This window comes from Vibrio tasmaniensis, assembly GCF_024347635.1.
GTDB classification, from domain to species: domain Bacteria; phylum Pseudomonadota; class Gammaproteobacteria; order Enterobacterales; family Vibrionaceae; genus Vibrio; species Vibrio tasmaniensis.
This window is the reverse complement of the sequence record NZ_AP025510.1, coordinates 452,425-468,828: the sequence shown is the minus strand read 5'-3', so window position 1 is coordinate 468,828 and position 16,404 is coordinate 452,425. Positions and strand designations below refer to the sequence as shown.

General features: G+C 45.5%; 16 protein-coding genes and 1 riboswitch. All 16 genes read left to right on the top strand.

Annotated elements, in window-relative coordinates:
- A riboswitch (cobalamin riboswitch) is annotated at window positions 1-131 on the top strand.
- A 94-nt stretch (window positions 132-225) separates the two neighbouring features.
- On the top strand, window positions 226-1,422 hold the full coding sequence (locus OCV44_RS02295; protein ID WP_139686168.1) for a cobalt-precorrin-5B (C(1))-methyltransferase: 1,197 nt from the start codon (window positions 226-228) through the stop codon (window positions 1,420-1,422).
- Window positions 1,423-1,436: 14 nt separating this feature from the next.
- A complete protein-coding gene (locus tag OCV44_RS02290) occupies window positions 1,437-2,096 on the top strand; it encodes a precorrin-8X methylmutase (RefSeq protein WP_086048717.1) in 660 nt (219 codons plus the stop codon).
- On the top strand, window positions 2,093-3,391 hold the full coding sequence (gene cbiE, locus OCV44_RS02285) for a precorrin-6y C5,15-methyltransferase (decarboxylating) subunit CbiE (RefSeq protein ID WP_139686169.1): 1,299 nt from the start codon (window positions 2,093-2,095) through the stop codon (window positions 3,389-3,391). The genes OCV44_RS02290 and cbiE overlap by 4 nt, the downstream gene beginning before the upstream one ends.
- 66 nt (window positions 3,392-3,457) lie before the next feature.
- Window positions 3,458-4,288, top strand: coding sequence for a precorrin-2 C(20)-methyltransferase (gene cobI / locus OCV44_RS02280; protein WP_139686170.1), 831 nt, complete (start codon window positions 3,458-3,460; stop codon window positions 4,286-4,288).
- Complete coding sequence (locus tag OCV44_RS02275) at window positions 4,288-5,892, top strand: cobalamin biosynthesis protein (protein WP_139686171.1); 1,605 nt, start codon at window positions 4,288-4,290, stop codon at window positions 5,890-5,892. The genes cobI and OCV44_RS02275 overlap by 1 nt, the downstream gene beginning before the upstream one ends.
- 245 nt (window positions 5,893-6,137) lie before the next feature.
- A complete protein-coding gene (locus tag OCV44_RS02270; RefSeq protein WP_139685997.1) occupies window positions 6,138-6,980 on the top strand; it encodes a sirohydrochlorin cobaltochelatase in 843 nt (280 codons plus the stop codon).
- A 2-nt stretch (window positions 6,981-6,982) separates the two neighbouring features.
- On the top strand, window positions 6,983-7,822 hold the full coding sequence (gene cobJ / locus OCV44_RS02265) for a precorrin-3B C(17)-methyltransferase (protein WP_139685998.1): 840 nt from the start codon (window positions 6,983-6,985) through the stop codon (window positions 7,820-7,822).
- 1 nt (window position 7,823) lies between these two features.
- A complete protein-coding gene (gene cobM, locus OCV44_RS02260; RefSeq protein ID WP_139685999.1) occupies window positions 7,824-8,606 on the top strand; it encodes a precorrin-4 C(11)-methyltransferase in 783 nt (260 codons plus the stop codon).
- A gap of 56 nt (window positions 8,607-8,662) precedes the next feature.
- Window positions 8,663-9,625 carry an adenosylcobinamide-phosphate synthase CbiB gene (gene cbiB, locus OCV44_RS02255; protein ID WP_139686000.1) on the top strand — a complete coding sequence of 321 codons (963 nt, stop codon included), beginning with the start codon at window positions 8,663-8,665 and terminating at the stop codon, window positions 9,623-9,625.
- A gap of 21 nt (window positions 9,626-9,646) precedes the next feature.
- The gene (locus OCV44_RS02250) at window positions 9,647-10,711 is read left to right on the top strand and encodes a threonine-phosphate decarboxylase (protein ID WP_139686001.1); all 1,065 of its coding nucleotides are present in this window, start codon (window positions 9,647-9,649) and stop codon (window positions 10,709-10,711) included.
- Window positions 10,712-10,713: 2 nt separating this feature from the next.
- Complete coding sequence (locus OCV44_RS02245; protein ID WP_139686002.1) at window positions 10,714-12,018, top strand: cobyrinate a,c-diamide synthase; 1,305 nt, start codon at window positions 10,714-10,716, stop codon at window positions 12,016-12,018.
- Window positions 12,019-12,299: 281 nt separating this feature from the next.
- Window positions 12,300-13,097 carry a DUF2189 domain-containing protein gene (locus tag OCV44_RS02240; protein WP_009847692.1) on the top strand — a complete coding sequence of 266 codons (798 nt, stop codon included), beginning with the start codon at window positions 12,300-12,302 and terminating at the stop codon, window positions 13,095-13,097.
- Between the two features lie 81 nt (window positions 13,098-13,178).
- Entirely contained in the window at window positions 13,179-13,679 is a 501-nt protein-coding gene (locus OCV44_RS02235) for a SprT family zinc-dependent metalloprotease (protein ID WP_012604825.1), read from the top strand.
- A 97-nt stretch (window positions 13,680-13,776) separates the two neighbouring features.
- Window positions 13,777-14,508 (top strand): endonuclease, encoded by a 732-nt coding sequence (locus OCV44_RS02230; protein ID WP_139686003.1) that lies wholly within the window; start codon window positions 13,777-13,779, stop codon window positions 14,506-14,508.
- A 159-nt stretch (window positions 14,509-14,667) separates the two neighbouring features.
- The gene (gene rsmE, locus OCV44_RS02225) at window positions 14,668-15,399 is read left to right on the top strand and encodes a 16S rRNA (uracil(1498)-N(3))-methyltransferase (RefSeq protein ID WP_139686004.1); all 732 of its coding nucleotides are present in this window, start codon (window positions 14,668-14,670) and stop codon (window positions 15,397-15,399) included.
- Between the two features lie 9 nt (window positions 15,400-15,408).
- Window positions 15,409-16,359: a glutathione synthase gene (gene gshB, locus OCV44_RS02220; protein WP_017077777.1), complete on the top strand. Its 951-nt coding sequence runs from the start codon at window positions 15,409-15,411 to the stop codon at window positions 16,357-16,359.
- The last annotated feature ends 45 nt before the right edge of the window (window positions 16,360-16,404 follow it).

Sequence of the window (16,404 nt, the reverse complement as noted above, 5' to 3'; positions counted from 1 at the left end):
AGGGAATCAGGTGTAACTCCTGGACTGTACCCGCAGCTGTAAGCGATGAGCCCTTTACAAACCACTGAGTCACACGACTTGGGAAGGAGTAAAGCGCAATGAGAACCTCAACATCGTAAGTCAGAATACCTGGGCATACATGAATATCGAGCGGGAAAACTCAACACCTATCCATACCTTGTCTAACAAGGGAACGCTCTGTATTCGTCAATACCTCAAACGTAGATGAAGAATACTGTGGTCACAAAAGTTAAACGATCCAAAAATAAGTCCGATCTCCGCAGTGGGTTTACCACAGGTGCGTGCGCAGCTGCAGCAAGCAGAGCGGCAGTTCAAACACTGTTAACCGGACAGCAGCCTGACTATATCTCCATCACTTTACCGAATGGTGAGCCCGCTACGTTTAAGGTCGCGTTTATCCAAACATCCAACGATGCGGTGACCGCCAGCATTGTTAAAGATGCAGGAGACGATCCCGACTGCACCCATGAAGCCCATATTCAGAGCATTGCCCGCTGGCATTCAGACCCCGGTTTTCACATCGATGGGGGTGTTGGCGTAGCGCGTGTGACGCTACCCGGATTAGAGCTTCCTGTTGGTCAAGCGGCGATTAATCCCGTTCCACATAAAAACATTCTCGACATGATCACCTTAGAGTGGAATCAATCAACCGATGGGCAGAGAAAATCAGCCGGTATCTCAGTGGAAATTTGTGTCCCTGACGGTGAAGAACGCGCCAAAGAAACCATAGGCCCACGCTTAGGTTTAATCGGCGGTATTTCAATTTTAGGGACGCGCGGGACCGTAAAGCCCTACTCCACTTCTGCATTTTCAGCATCTGTCCGCCAATCGGTACAAATCGCGAAACAAAATGGCCAAGACCACTTAGTTCTCACGACAGGCTCTCGAACTGAAAAGTCAGCGATGGCCATGCTACCCACTTATGACTCGATGTGCTTTATCCAAGCAGGTGATTTTGTTGGGGTGGGACTTCGCGCTGCGAGACGTTACCAAGTGAGCAAAATTACCGTGGTCGCCATGATAGGCAAGCTCGGAAAAATGGTCGCGGGACACATGATGACTCACGTATCCGGTAAATCGATCGACTTTTCATTGCTTGCCGATCTCGCCACTCAATCGGGCGCGCCGAGTGAATTTTCCGAAGCTGTTAGCCAAGCCAACACAGGCCGCCACGTACTCGATACATGGAAAGAAGCCCAATCGGACCAAGAGACACCTAATTACGACTTTCTTACCTTGCTCTGCAAACAAGCTGCAGAGCACGCTGCTGTGTATGTCAAACATCACGTCAGCATTGAATTCAAATTGATCGACTTTAATGGCGATCTGTTAGCAGAACATCTCTGCTCAAAAGGAAGTGATGTGGGTATTCAAACCACAGACTTTGATGACGAAGCATGAACAAGGAAAACACTATGACTAATGATATGCGTCAAATGACCAAACAAGGCCGTCAAATTGAAAGTGATTCTTTCTCTATCATTGATGACGAAATCGAAACGATTCATGGTGGTCACAACTTCAATCAAGGCGAATGGAATGTGGTTCGTCGTGCCATTCATACTACGGGTGACTTTGAATACGCAAAACTGTACCAATTCAGTGAGGACGCGATCGAGTCGGCAATCACTGCATTAAAATCGGGTGCCAATATCATTACTGATGTCAGCATGATAGTGACAGGCTTAAACCAAACTCGCCTTAACGCTTACGGCAATAAAGCCCAGTGTTTCATTAGTCACCCAGACGTCATTACTACCGCGAAAGAGACTGGTGAAACGCGTGCCATTCACTCCATGCGCTACGCTCGTGATAACGGCTTACTCGACGGCTCTATCATAGGCGTGGGCAATGCGCCTACAGCACTCCTTGAGCTACTGCGTATGATTGAAGCAGGAGAAGCTAAACCTGCACTGATCATTGGCATCCCCGTTGGTTTCGTAAAAGCGGATGAATCTAAGCAAGCATTAACCGAACAAAACACAGTGCCTTACATTGCCAGCTTAGGACGTAAAGGCGGTAGCCCGCTTGTGGTGTCAACCATTCACGCCCTACTTGCCGAGTCAGTAAAATGAGCAATGTAAGTACTCACTCTTCTTTAGGGTCATGCTCTCAATCAGCCATTACGGTTGTTGGTGTACCTGAAGATGGCTGCTTAAGTTTAACCAGCCGCGCAGTTAATGCGGTTGAGTCTGCACGTGTCATAGCCGGAAATGACCGTCTACTCGATTGGTTTCCTCAATTTAAAGGTCAGCGTTTATCAATGAAAGAAGGCTATCAATCTTGGTTTTCTAAGCTCATTGATGAATGTGAAGAAGGCGGCGTCGTGGTATTGGCTTCTGGCGATCCATTGTTCTTTGGCATTGGTGAATCGTTATTAAAAAAATTGCCTAATGATGAAGTGCGCTTTATTCCCTCCCCTTGTTCAATGCAACTCGCTTGTAGTCGAGTGGGTATTGCATGGCAAGAAACCAAAGCCATTTCACTTCACGGTCGAAAGCAGCATTACGATGGCATTAAAGGTCTTGCAAGCCAAATGCAATGGGGCACTAGCTACTGCTTACTGACAGATATTCAAAATAACCCAGCTCAAATTGCGAAACACTTAGTCGACTTTAATCAACAAGGTTGGACGGCTTGGGTGTGTGAGAACTTAGGTGGCATGCAAGAAAAAATCAGCCAGTGGACACTCGAAGATCTCGCACTAAAAAATGCCGACGATTTCTCAGCCCTGAACGTGATGGTATTGCACCGAGCGCAACCACACGCATGGGGTGAGTTAGGTCAATACGCAAACGACGATGACTTCATGAAACGCATGCCAAAACGTGGACTTATCACCAAACAACCCGTTCGTCACTTAGCGTTAGCGAGCATGAGAATTCAACCTAAATCTGTGGTGTGGGATATAGGTACAGGCTCTGGTTCGATTGCGATTGAAGCTGCGAAACAGTGTAGCCAAGGGCAAGTATTTACCATTGAATCAAATGAAGAGTGTTACGAGTCTATCGAAGCGAATTTTAGAGCGCACGGTACCGACAACGTACAACTGATTCGAGATAAAGCCCCAATGCAGCTCGACACATTGCCTCAGCCAGACAGTATTTTTATTGGTGGAAGTCGCGGCAATATGCACACCATTTTAGATTTCTGTTGGTCAGCACTGAAACCCGGTGGCGTAGTGATAGGTTCAGCCGTCACAGTCGATTCAGTGTGTGAACTTCATCAATGGAGTAAAGACAGCAAAGCGCCAACACAAGTCCAACTAATCTCGATATCAACGGGCGTACCACTCGCTCACTACACCCGTTATCAATCAGAAAATCCGATTCATTTATTTATTTTTACCAAGCCGTTTATTCAGAAATAGGCGCTTAATTTTTTAATTAAGCGCCACTCAACATATTAAATAAAAACATAATTAGAGAAAGCACAGATGAAATTAGGAACTATGTACGCAGTAGGTGTCGGCACTGGAGACCCAGAATTATTGACACTGAAAGCTCACCGACTACTCAGCACCGTTGACGTTGTTGCGTTTCCAGAAAAAGACGCAGGCAGTAATCACTCTTTTGCTCAACAAATTGCAGTGGGTTCTATTAGCCCTGAGACAATGAAAGGCGAATACCTTTTTTTGCACTTCCCTATGACGCGCGACCCAAACATTAATGTACCAGCATGGCGTAAAGCCGCCGTCACAATTGTTGAACTATTAAAGCAAGGTAAAGACGTGGCATTTGCAACCGAAGGTGATCCATCGGTTTACAGCACATGGGCATACATCCAAGAAGAACTTACAGAGCTACTTCCTGAACTTGATCCGGTGATCATTCCAGGTATCACTTCAGTTACCGCTATTCCATCACAGACAAAAATTCCACTTGCTGACGGTCAGGAGCGTTTTTGTGTTGTACCTGCGACATGGGGTATCGAGTGTTTAGAAAAGCTAGTCGAAGATTTTGACACCATCATGTTAATCAAGGCAGGTCGCGTTATCCCTAAGCTGATCACTCAACTTGAGTCGATGAATATGTTGGATTGTGCAACCTACGTGTCGCATGCCACCACAGAGAAACAAGAGCTTTACTCTGATCTGCGCGATGTACCAAACGAAAACCGTTACTTCTCTATGGTTCAACTTTCCGTCCGTGCTCGTCGTGGCGTACTCCGTGGTACCAATGAATCAAAGAAGTGTGCCGTTCTTGATGGTGATAAAGCTGATAGTGATAAAGCTGACATCGATAAAACTAGTAGCGGTAAAGCGTAATGAAAATCGCTATTTATGCCATCACGCTACACGGAGCAAGACAGGCTAAACGCTTAGCCAAAACCTTTCCGTTTGCCGATGTCTTTATCGCGCCTGTTGGACAAGAAGAATACCCAGGATCCGATGAACTCACATTGCCATTGTCTGGTTTTCTACCGCCTAGATTTAAGCAATATGATCATCATATCTGCTTCTTTGCCGCGGGCATTGTGAGCCGAATGATCGGCCCCTTACTAGAAGATAAACGCACCGATCCGGGCGTGATCTGCATTGATGATCACGGTCAGTTCGTGATCCCAATGTTATCTGGTCATCGCGGTGGTGCAAATGGGATCGCGTTACAAGTATCACAAGCACTCAATGCAACGCCTGTGATCACCACAGCTTCAGACGCAGCCGGCAGCTTGTCGGTTGATATGCTGGGATCGCCATTTGGTTGGACGCTTGATCCACAATGCGAACCGGCGATCACCGCCACCAGCGCGGCGGTTGTAAACGAAAAACGCATTCTAGTGGTTCAGCATGCCGGTGAACAAAACTGGTGGCAGAACAAACGTTCCATGCCAAGACACATCATTACCCACCCGGCGTTAAGCAATACTGATCTTACACAGATCAGTACCGACGATTGGGATGGTGTAGTACTTATTTCAGATGAAGCACAACCAAAAGGTTACGCCGACTTTGAAAGCAAAACCGTACTCTGGCGACCAAAATCCCTCGTGCTTGGAATCGGCTGCGACCGCAATACCCCATTGCATGTATTGAAAGCAGGTATCGATGTTTTTGTTGCTGAATATAACCTAGCCAAAGCCAGTGTTTCTGCTTTAGCCAGCATCGCTTTAAAAGCAGATGAAAAAGGTATTTTAGAACTTTCAGCAGAAAGCCAAATCCCTTTCCACACTTATTCAGCCGAGCAACTCGACGGCGTAGAAGGGATCGAAAACCCATCCGAATACGTGAAAAAAGTCACCGGTGTCTCATCCGTTTCTGAAGCTGCTGCGTTAAAGCATGGCAAGCGTGATCAACTATTGGTACCTAAGTGGAAATTCAAACAAGACGGTTTCAACATGACTTTGTCTTGTACTCGTATCGAATACGATGAACCACTCGCCAAGAAGAAATGGAAAAACTGGTTAGATGAAAGCGTCAAAATCAACCTGCACGGTAATGAAGTGGTAGATGGTTTTCAGTGCAAACCTAAACATGTCGATTTAAACCGCCCAATGCTTTACCACCGTCATCACGTATTGCTATGTGAAGGTGGCCGCTGCGCCAAAGAAGGCAGCAAAAACCTAGCGCACGATTTAAGACAAGTGCTTAAAGCGCTCGATTTTGCAGAGGGTGAACAACGCATCAAGATAAGCCGCACACACTGTGCGGGCACCTGTCGTAACCGAGCCGCCATGGTGATTTACGAACGTTTACTTGAGCATGAAACACCTGTGAACAACGGGCTTTGGGTTCGAGGTATCGAAGAATTTACCGAGCAAGACTGGAAAGATTTTTTCACAAACCTTGTAGAAAGAAAGCCATTAAAGGCTTGTCTTGACCCTAAGTTCATTGCGCCAATTGAAAATGCAGACGGTACCACTGAGCTTTAGGAACTACTGAGCTTTAAGAACCACTTAGTTTGAAGAACTACTGAGCTTTAAGAACCACTTAGTTTGAAGAACTACTGAGCTTTAGGAACCACTTAGCTTTAAGAGCAACTGAGCTTTAGAAACATGGTAGGCCAAATACTTAGCAAGCTATGAATATGACATTTCAAAGCTCACTTTAACCTCATTACCAACATGAGATAACCCGTTTATCTTGTGATATAGATTTGATAAGGACAGCGACAATTATGAAACGACTTCGTCATTATAACCAAGGCACAGCCATCGTACTGAGCTGCTTTGGTAGCGTCGTAGAGCAACAACGTTACGAAACTCTCGCAGAACGCGTACGTCAAAGTTACCCAGATGTACCAGTGCGCATTGCCACCAGCTCCAAAATGGTGATCAAGAAATTGGCTCGTAAAGACACGCCATGTTTCAGCCTACCTCAAGTACTCGCCGATCTAGACACACAAGGTTACGAGCGTATTTTGATTGTTTCAGTGTACTTGTTCCCTACCGATGAACATCGCTACATGACATCTATTGTCGATGGCTTCAAGCAGTTCTCATTTGCACGCATCGAACAAACACCAGCGATAATGCATCACAGTCAATTGACGACCAACTTGCTTTCAGCCCTCCATGATCGTTTTGCTCCACAAGATCATTTCAACGTGTTCGTTCACCACGGTGCGCCTATGTTAGATAACCCGGGTCACCAGTCGATTCATTACTGTGATGATCTATTAGGCAAATTATCGCAACGTAATTTCACTTGTTCACTAGAAGGTGCATGGCCATTTAAATTGATGAAAGATGAAATGGTTCGCCGTATCAAAGAGCAACATACAGGCGAAGGTAAGCCTCTATTAAACCTTGTACCACTGCTGTTGGTATCGGGAAATCACTTCATCAACGATCTTAAAGAAATTAAAGAGATGCTAGCGGAAGACGCTGACGTTCAAGTGGCAGAGCCAATTCAAGGTGACAAGTTCTGTATGCTCGATATGCCAGAGCTTCTACAGATTATCGATAAGCAAATTAAAGAAGGTTTAATTCGTTTAGGCGCACCAGAGGAAGAGAAATAATCATGGCAAAATTAACACTGGTAGGCTTAGGGCCTGGCGCAATTGACCTAGTCACACCTGCAGCGCAACAAGCCGTTAAAAATGCAGATGTCGTTGCAGGCTACAAGCCGTACGTTGAATCCATTAGAACGCTTATCGACACACAAGAAGTCATTCAAAGCGGCATGACTCGCGAGTGGGATCGTGCTCAAGCGGCAGTAGAAGAAGCAGCGAAGGGCCGAGAGGTCGTTCTAGTATGTTCTGGCGATTCTGGCATGTACGCGATGGCGCCTTTGGTGCTTGAGTTATTAGAGCAAAATGCAGAATTAAACGCACAGGTGGAACTGGATATTATCCCGGGCATCACCGCGGCTAACGCCTGTGCTTCTTTAGTTGGTGCACCTCTTGGCCACGATAGTTGTACCATTTCTCTGTCTGACTTATTAACGCCTTGGGAAGTGATTACCAAGCGGATTGAAGCCGCGGCAATGGCTGATTTTGCGATTACCTTCTACAACCCTCGCTCTAAAAAGCGAACTCAGCACATTGAAACTGCGCGTGAAATCCTTTTGGAACATCGTGACCCAAATACTCCCGTTGCTATCGTGAATGCTGCGTATCGTGATGAGCAAAAAGTCACACTGACAACACTGGCTGAATTTACCAAAGTGGAATTTGGTATGAACGCCGCGGTCGTGATAGGTAACAGCAACAGCTACCGATTTGGTGATTGGATCGTAACACCGCGTGGCTACACCAATAAATATCAACTGAAAGATGGCAAGGTACTAGAAGGTCAAAAACGTGGCCATTCATTAAAAGTTGAACCTAAAACAAAATCAGTGACGGAAGAGGCAAACTAGTATGACGGTATTTTTTATCGGCGCAGGGCCGGGTGACCCAGATTTAATCACAGTGAAAGGCGCACGCTTAGTCGAAGAGTGCCCTGTGATTGTTTACGCAGGCAGTTTAGTGCCAAAAGCCGTCATCGATCGCGCTCACCCTGATGCACTGGTCTATAACTCCGCTGACATGGATCTTGATGATCTAACCAATGTGTACCTAACCGCACACAAAAAAGGTCAAAACGTTGCACGCGTTCAAACTGGCGATCTTTCGATTTACTCGTCGCTTGCCGAACAAACTCGTCGCTTGAACGAACTTGGTATCGATTGGAAAGTGGTTCCTGGTGTGTCTTCTTTCCAAGCGAGTGCTGCGGCTCTTGGCCAAGAACTGACTCTGCCTGAAAAATGCCAGACCATTATTCTTAGCCGAGCATCAGGTCGAACGCCTGTCCCTGAAAAAGAGAATCTACGCGCCCTTGCCTCTCACGAAGCAACACTGTGTTTATTTCTTAGCGCAACATTGATTCGTAAAGTAGTTCGTGAGCTATCTGATGTTTACCCACAAGACTGGCCTGTGGCTGTGGTAGAAAAAGCCAGCCATCCTGAGCAACGTATTTTCCGTGGTACATTAGGTACTATTGCGCAAATCATGCACGATGAGAACATACGCTCAACAGCGATGATCATCGTCAGTAAAGTGTTGGGCGATAATGACTTTATTGACTCTAAACTCTACGATCCCACCTTCTCACACGCTTGCCGTAAAGCTCGCGTGGTCGAAGATGATCAAAGCGCTAGCTAGCACCATTCATTATATATGCTGGCAATTTCTGTCAGCATCATTATTTAGCAGAGACTATGATCTTCTTTAATTTCAATATGAGTCATTCAACCTTGTCTATCTCTTTAATGATGATCGTAGCGTTAATGCTTGATCAGATTTTGGGTGAACCAAAAAAGTTTCACCCATTGATCGGCTTTGGCAACATGGTTCAGAAGATCGAAAATTTATTAAATCGAAGATCTAAAATATCAGGCTTCATTGCTTGGTTAATTGCCACTATTCCACTGCTACTGACTAGCTTTTGGCTTCAAGATCTCTTTTTGAGTAGCACTAGCACATTTGGTTTTTGGCTATTTAATATCGTGGTTTTGTATATCGCGATAGGTCAACGTAGCCTGCTTGAGCACGCACAATGGATCCACCAGCCGTTAAGTCAAGGTAACCTAGGTCTTGCACGAGAAAAGGTAGGTTGGATCGTAAGTCGAAATACTGAAACCATGGATCAACGCCAGATCACGTCATCGACGATTGAGTCGGTATTAGAGAATGGCAATGACGCGATATTTGGCACCTTATTTTGGTTCGCGTTGCTTGGTGCTCCGGGGGCATTACTGTTCCGATTAGTGAACACACTTGATGCGATGTGGGGCTACAAAAATGAACGTTGGCTAGAATTTGGCTATGTGGCAGCCAAAGTCGATGATGTGATGGGTTGGGCGCCTGCTCGCTTAACCGCACTTAGCTACAGCCTATTAGGCAACACTAAGTTGGCTCTGAAATGTTGGAAAGAACAAGCTAAACACTGCTCCAGTCCAAACGGCGGCCCCGTGATGACATCAGGTGCTGGCGCACTAAAAATCATCATAGGTGGCGATACTTATTACCACGGAAAGCTCGTAAAGAAACGCCCTATGGGTGAAGGCACTATTGCAACCTTGGACGATATTCCTCGTTCGATTTCTTTAGTGCGAAAAACCAGTGTGCTATGGGTAGCTGTGATGCTGACGCTTTCCCTTTCGGCTCTTTATTTATTTTAACTCTTTACTTTAAGTACGCTAATGACGATTAAACACCCCTCAAACGAACTTCCGCATCACGGTGGCAAGCTGATCGAATTTTCATTGCGCTACCAAAGGCCGGTCGATCAATGGGTCGACCTATCGACAGGGATTAGCCCTCATCATTATCCAATTCCAGAGATTCCAGCGTCAGTATGGAATCGACTACCGGAAGACGACGATGGCTTAATCACAGCAGCGCAAACCTACTATCAAAGTAATTTGTTGTTGCCTGTTGCGGGCAGTCAGGCGGCTATTCAAGCCTTGCCTAGCGCCATTAGCCAAACGCAATCAAAAATCGCACAAGTGCTTCTACCAACCACAGGCTACAAAGAGCATCAACATGCGTGGCAAAAGTACGCAGAACAAGACATACAAGCCGTCTTATTCGACTTTTACCAACATAAACCGACAATTGAACAGCTCAATACGGCAGACGTGGTCGTAGTGATCAATCCCAATAATCCAACCGCACTGAATGTGCCACCAAGTGAAGTACTGACTTGGCTAGATCATATCCAAGATCATTCAACGCTCGTGATTGATGAAGCGTTTGTAGACTGTACTCCTGAGCTTTCAGTGTTACCGAGTTTCCCAACAGGAGTTCCAGATAACCTGATTGTATTGCGCTCAGTGGGTAAATTTTTTGGACTAGCAGGGATTCGCGCAGGCTTTTGTTTTGCCTCGCCATTGCGTTTAAATATTCTTAAACAACACCTTGGCCCTTGGACACTCAGTGGCCCAACTCGCTATGTCACCACACATGCCTTGCTCAATTCTCACTGGCAAAAAGAAAACCGCCAACGCCTACATGAAGAGGCTGTGCGTATGAACCAACTCTTACAACAACATTTTGGCCAAATGGCGGGCTCGGTAAAAATAACATCACAGATACTCTTTCACCGAGTTGAAATTTCGGATTCGGCATCATGGCACCATCAACTCGCCAGGTTGGGAATTTTTACTCGTCATAGTGATGAAAACGATGCACTTCGTTTCGGGTTACCCGCCAATGAATCACAATGGCAAGCGCTCACTCGCGCACTCGAACAACTCAAGGAATAATTATGTCTACAGCTTACTGTTCTGCCCTAGTGGTGGGCGCTCCCTCTTCAGGAAGCGGAAAAACAACCGTTGTTGCCGCATTGGCGAGAGCTTTGGTTCAACAAGGAAAGAAAGTTCGAGTATTCAAAACTGGGCCTGATTTTATTGACCCACAGTTTCTTTCTATTGCGTCTGGCGCGCCAACTTATCAATTGGATTTATGGATGTGTGGCGAAGCAGAGTGTCAGCACCTTATTTACCAAGCCGCTCAAGAAGCCGACGTCATTCTTATTGAAGGCGTGATGGGTATGTTTGATGGTAAATGCTCAAGTGCTGATATTGCCGCTAAATTTAACCTTCCGATGCTCGCGGTAGTAGACGCAGGTGCTATGGCACAAACCTTTGGAGCCATTGTAAATGGCTTATCTACTTTCCGTGATGACGTGGATGTATTTGGAGTAGTCGCTAACCGCGTAGGTTCCGAGCGACACGCTGAAATGCTGAAAGAAAGTCTAAAACCTGAAACCGCATTTTGTGGCTGGTTACCAAAAGATATAGACTTATCTCTGCCTGAGCGTCATTTAGGCTTAGTGCAAGCTCAAGAATTAGATGACATAGAAGAGCGACTGAATCACGCAGCCAAGCTACTACTAAAACATGGCGATATCCCATTACCAACAGCACAACCATTTGAAAAACCAAAGCAAGTACTACCAGCCAGACATGAATCATTAACCGGTCATACTATTGCAGTAGCTCGTGATAATAGCTTTGCTTTCTTGTATCAAGCCAACCTTGATTTATTGATCGAGTTGGGGGCAACACTGTCATTTTTCTCACCGCTTGCGCATGATGATTTACCACAATGTGACGCTTTGTATTTACCAGGAGGTTACCCAGAGTTACACATGGATAAGTTGGCGCTCAATCATGCGCTAAAGCAGCAAATCATCACACATATTGAACAAGGGAAACCTTGCCTAGCCGAATGTGGAGGCATGCTGTACCTCAACAAAGCACTGACTGATACTGAAAGCCAAACAGAAAACATGGTTGGAGCGTTAAATGCCAAAGCGACTATGCAAAAGAAGCTAGCCGCGCTAGGGATCCTAGAAGCTAATTTTAATGGTCAAATGCTGCGTGGTCATACTTTCCATTATTCAAAAACAGACAGTAAGGAAACCGTGCTAACTCAACCTGAATCTCAATATGGTAGGCCAACCGATCCTGTTTGGATAAAACAAAGCACCATCGCTTCTTATGCACACTGGTACTTCCCGTATAACCCTGATTTGGTTGCGAAAATTTTCAAAGGAGAGCTTTATTAGGCATGAACGAAAAATACGCCTTGAACGCTTTTATCTCGAACAAAATTTAACCACAAAAGGTCAACACGCCCTAATAACAGCCTGTCAAAAGTTGATATTTGCCGCTTCACGGTCAATAGTTAAAATAATGTTAACGAACAAACCGAAATCAGACTTTGTTTCGTGAACTATTTAGCTGATGCGCGCTTACATCAAAGACGTCGCCAAGTCGGGCATCGAGTTTCGTTCGCTGCAATTTAATTTAACTGCAGCGCAGGTAGAAAACCGATCAAGGAGGATCTATGCCTCGTACATTGAATACACAAGACTTCGACGATAAACAAAAAGAAATCAAAGACTCAGAATACGCTCGTACAATACCATGTAATCAGGTGAGTATTTCCGCGCCCTTTCATTGGTTGTCGCTTGCTCTGCACGACTTAGTGAGAATGCCATTAATCAGCGCATTTTACGGTTTGTGCTTTATGGGTGCGGCCATAGCCATTGTTCAACTTGTCCAATGGCAAGGAACACATTTGGTCGTTATGCCAAGCTTGATTGTGTACATGCTGATAGGGCCTTTTCTTGCGCTGGGGTTGTATGACGCCGCCTGGGAAAGAGAAAAGGGACACAACGCTAGCCTGCTGCACTCGATGAAAGCCATCACACGCAACTCAACCCACCAGTGGGCGTTTGCGATTGTATTAATGGTCGCGATGATATTCTGGATGCGTATCGCTGCATTATTACACGCACTTTACCCTTCGGTACAAGGGGCACCATTAACCGAATTTGCTCCCTTCTTAATTACAGGGTCTGTGATTGGTTTTGTTATCGCTAGCCTGATATTTAGTATCTCAGCATTTTCAATTCCACTAATGATGGAGAGACGTGTAGATGTAATGAGTGCGATTTTTACTAGCTTCAACGCTGTTAAATCAAACATCCCTGCGATGGTCGTTTGGGCTGGTATCATTGGTACTGGTATCTTAGTCGGCTTCGCGACCTACGGTGTGGGTATGATTGTAACGATGCCATTACTTGGTTACGGAACATGGCATGCTTACCACGAAGTCATCAAAAAGAAACATCACGTTTAAATCGTTTCACGATCGATGAGCAATGTTATGATGAGGCCTTAGCTTAAACGCTGAGGCTTTTTTTTTTGGAGTTAACAACGCTTGTCTTACACCCCGCAACAACATCGAGTAAATAAAAAACTGGGCGAATGCCTAGCTATTGCTAATCAACATTTTTCTCGTGAATTTCCATGCCCAACCGTCACTTACAAGTTAAGAGGAAAAGCAGCGGGAAAAGCCTACCTCCAGTTAAACGAGATAAAACTCAACCAAGTGCTATTCAGCGAAAATGAAGACGCCTTTATTAACGAAGTCGTGCCTCATGAACTCGCGCATCTGATCACACATCAGGTCTTCGGACGAGTTAGGCCTCACGGCAATGAGTGGAAATACGTGATGGAAAAGGTATTCAATGTACCGGCCAGAACGACCCACAGCTTGGAAATCACCTCAGTGCAGGGCAAAACTTTTGAGTATCGCTGTGATTGCACCACTTATCCCCTATCGATAAGACGACACAACAAAGTCATCCGCAACCAATCAACGTATCGTTGCCAACAATGCCAGCAAACCTTAGCTTTTACCGGCCTTCAATTGAGCTAAGTCTTAAGCTCACAAGGTAACGCGAATAAATGTAATAGAGAGAACTAACATTTGAGTGATAGACTGTTGTTTATCATACTTTCATCAGTCTTTTTCTATGCAAAAAAACACTTCAAAAGTATTTGGCCTACCGGTGTCCTTTTACCTATCAATCGTATTTGGCTTACTGGTAACCCAAAGCGTTTTCGCCGCTCCACCAAGTTCATTCTCCAAAGCAAAAAAAGAAGCCGTGAAGATTTATCTCGATCACCCGACTTCATTTTATTGTGGTTGTGATATTACTTGGAAAAACAAAAAGAAAGGTATCCCCGACCTTAATGGCTGTGGTTATCAAGTCAGAAAACAGCAAAAGCGAGCAAGTCGAATAGAGTGGGAACACGTGGTTCCAGCATGGCAATTCGGCCACCAGCGTCAGTGTTGGCAAGATGGCGGACGCAAGAACTGCACTCGCAATGACAAGATATTCAAATCGATGGAAGCCGATCTTCATAACCTAACTCCGGCCATTGGCGAGGTGAACGGTGATCGTTCGAACTACAACTTCAGCCAGTGGAATGGAATGGATGGCGTGAGCTACGGTCAGTGTGAAATGCAGGTCAACTTCAAGCAGCGTAAAGTTATGCCGCCTGACCGAGCAAAAGGTTCTATCGCACGAACCTATCTCTACATGAGCCAAGAGTATGGTTTCAAGCTATCTAAGCAGCAGACTAACCTGATGATGGCTTGGAACAAGCAATTCCCTGTCGATAAGTGGGAATGTACTCGTGATGAGCGAATCTATGCGATCCAAGGTAATCACAACCCATTTGTTTTCCCTGCTTGTAAATAACACGACTCAGGCAACCAACATCTCCAATTGCCTCCATCTCAAACAAGAGTTTCAGAATTGCCCCTGAAACTCTTGCGCTACCCTTGTTTTTTCAACTAAAAGCATCCATGTTAGGCAGAGACAAAATACCCAAATGACACTATTTATAGGTTTACCAGCATGAGAATCCCTCGTATCCATCACCCAGAACGCATTCATCAGTTAGGTTCACTCGCTTTAGGCGAAGATGCCGCGGGTCATGTTGGTCGCGTCCTTCGAATGAAAGAAGACCAAGACGTTCTTCTATTTGATGGCAGTGGCGCTGAGTTCCCTGCAACAATTGCAGAAGTATCCAAGAAGAACGTCACGGTTAATGTTACTGAGCGCATCGAGCGCAGCAGTGAATCTCCATTAGACTTGCATTTAGGCCAAGTTATTTCACGTGGTGATAAAATGGAGTTTACGATTCAGAAATCGGTTGAGCTTGGTGTAAACACCATTACCCCACTGATTTCAGAGCGCTGTGGCGTTAAGCTTGATACTAAACGCTTCGAGAAAAAGCTCGCGCAGTGGCAGAAAATTGCTATCGCAGCATGTGAGCAATCTGGCCGTAATACGGTTCCAGTTATTCGCCCAATCATGCAACTTGAAGAGTGGTGCAGCGAACCGAGTGAAGCGTTAAAGCTAAACCTGCATCCTCGTGCAAAATACTCAATTAATACCCTTCCAGAACCCATCAGTAAGGTGCGCCTATTGATCGGTCCAGAAGGAGGACTGTCAGCTGAAGAAATCGGCATGACTGAACAATACAAATTTGAAGAGACGCTACTCGGCCCACGTGTACTTCGTACCGAGACAGCGGCTCTAACCGCAATTACTGCCTTACAAGTCCGTTTTGGCGATCTAGGCTAGGAGAAGAAAATGATCAAACTTGGCATCGTAATGGATCCAATTTCATCCATTAACATCAAAAAAGACTCTAGCTTTGCCATGATGCTTGAAGCTCAGCGTCGTGGTTACGAAATCCATTACATGGAAATGGATGATCTACATTTAGATCAAGGCGTAGCCATTGCTGACACTAAGGTTGTTGAACTCAAAGAAGATCCAAACGGCTGGTACGAGTTCAAGTCAGAACAGACTATCGCGCTATCTGATTTAGATGCGGTTCTGATGCGTAAAGATCCTCCGTTTGATACTGAGTACATCTACGCGACTTACATTCTTGAGCGTGCTGAAGAGAACGGCGCACTGATCGTCAACAAGCCACAAAGCCTACGTGACTGTAACGAGAAGTTGTTCACGGCATGGTTCCCTGAACTGACACCAATCACCATCGTGACTCGTAAAGCTGAAAAGATTAAAGCGTTCCGAGAAGAGCACGGTGACGTGATCCTAAAACCACTTGATGGCATGGGCGGCGCGTCTATCTTCCGAGTGAAAGAAGGCGATCCAAACGTATCAGTAATTATCGAAACGCTGACTAACCACGGTCAGAACTACGCAATGGCACAAACCTTTGTTCCAGATATCAGCAATGGTGATAAGCGTATTCTTGTGGTTGACGGTGAGCCAATGCCTTACTGTCTAGCGCGTATTCCTGCAAAAGGGGAAACTCGAGGTAACCTTGCTGCTGGTGGTACAGGTGAAGCTCGTCCTCTAAGTGAAACCGACTGGGCTATCGCAAGAGCAGTTGCTCCAGCACTGAAAGAGAAAGGCTTAATCTTTGTTGGGCTTGATGTTATCGGCGACAAGCTGACTGAAATCAACGTGACAAGCCCTACTTGTATCCGTGAAATTGAAGCTGCTTTTGATATTTCGGTAACGGGTAAATTAATGGATGCAATCGAGCGTCGCGTTAACGCTAAATAGCCTAAACTAAAGAAAGCCTTAGCTATTCGAAAACACAAAAATATC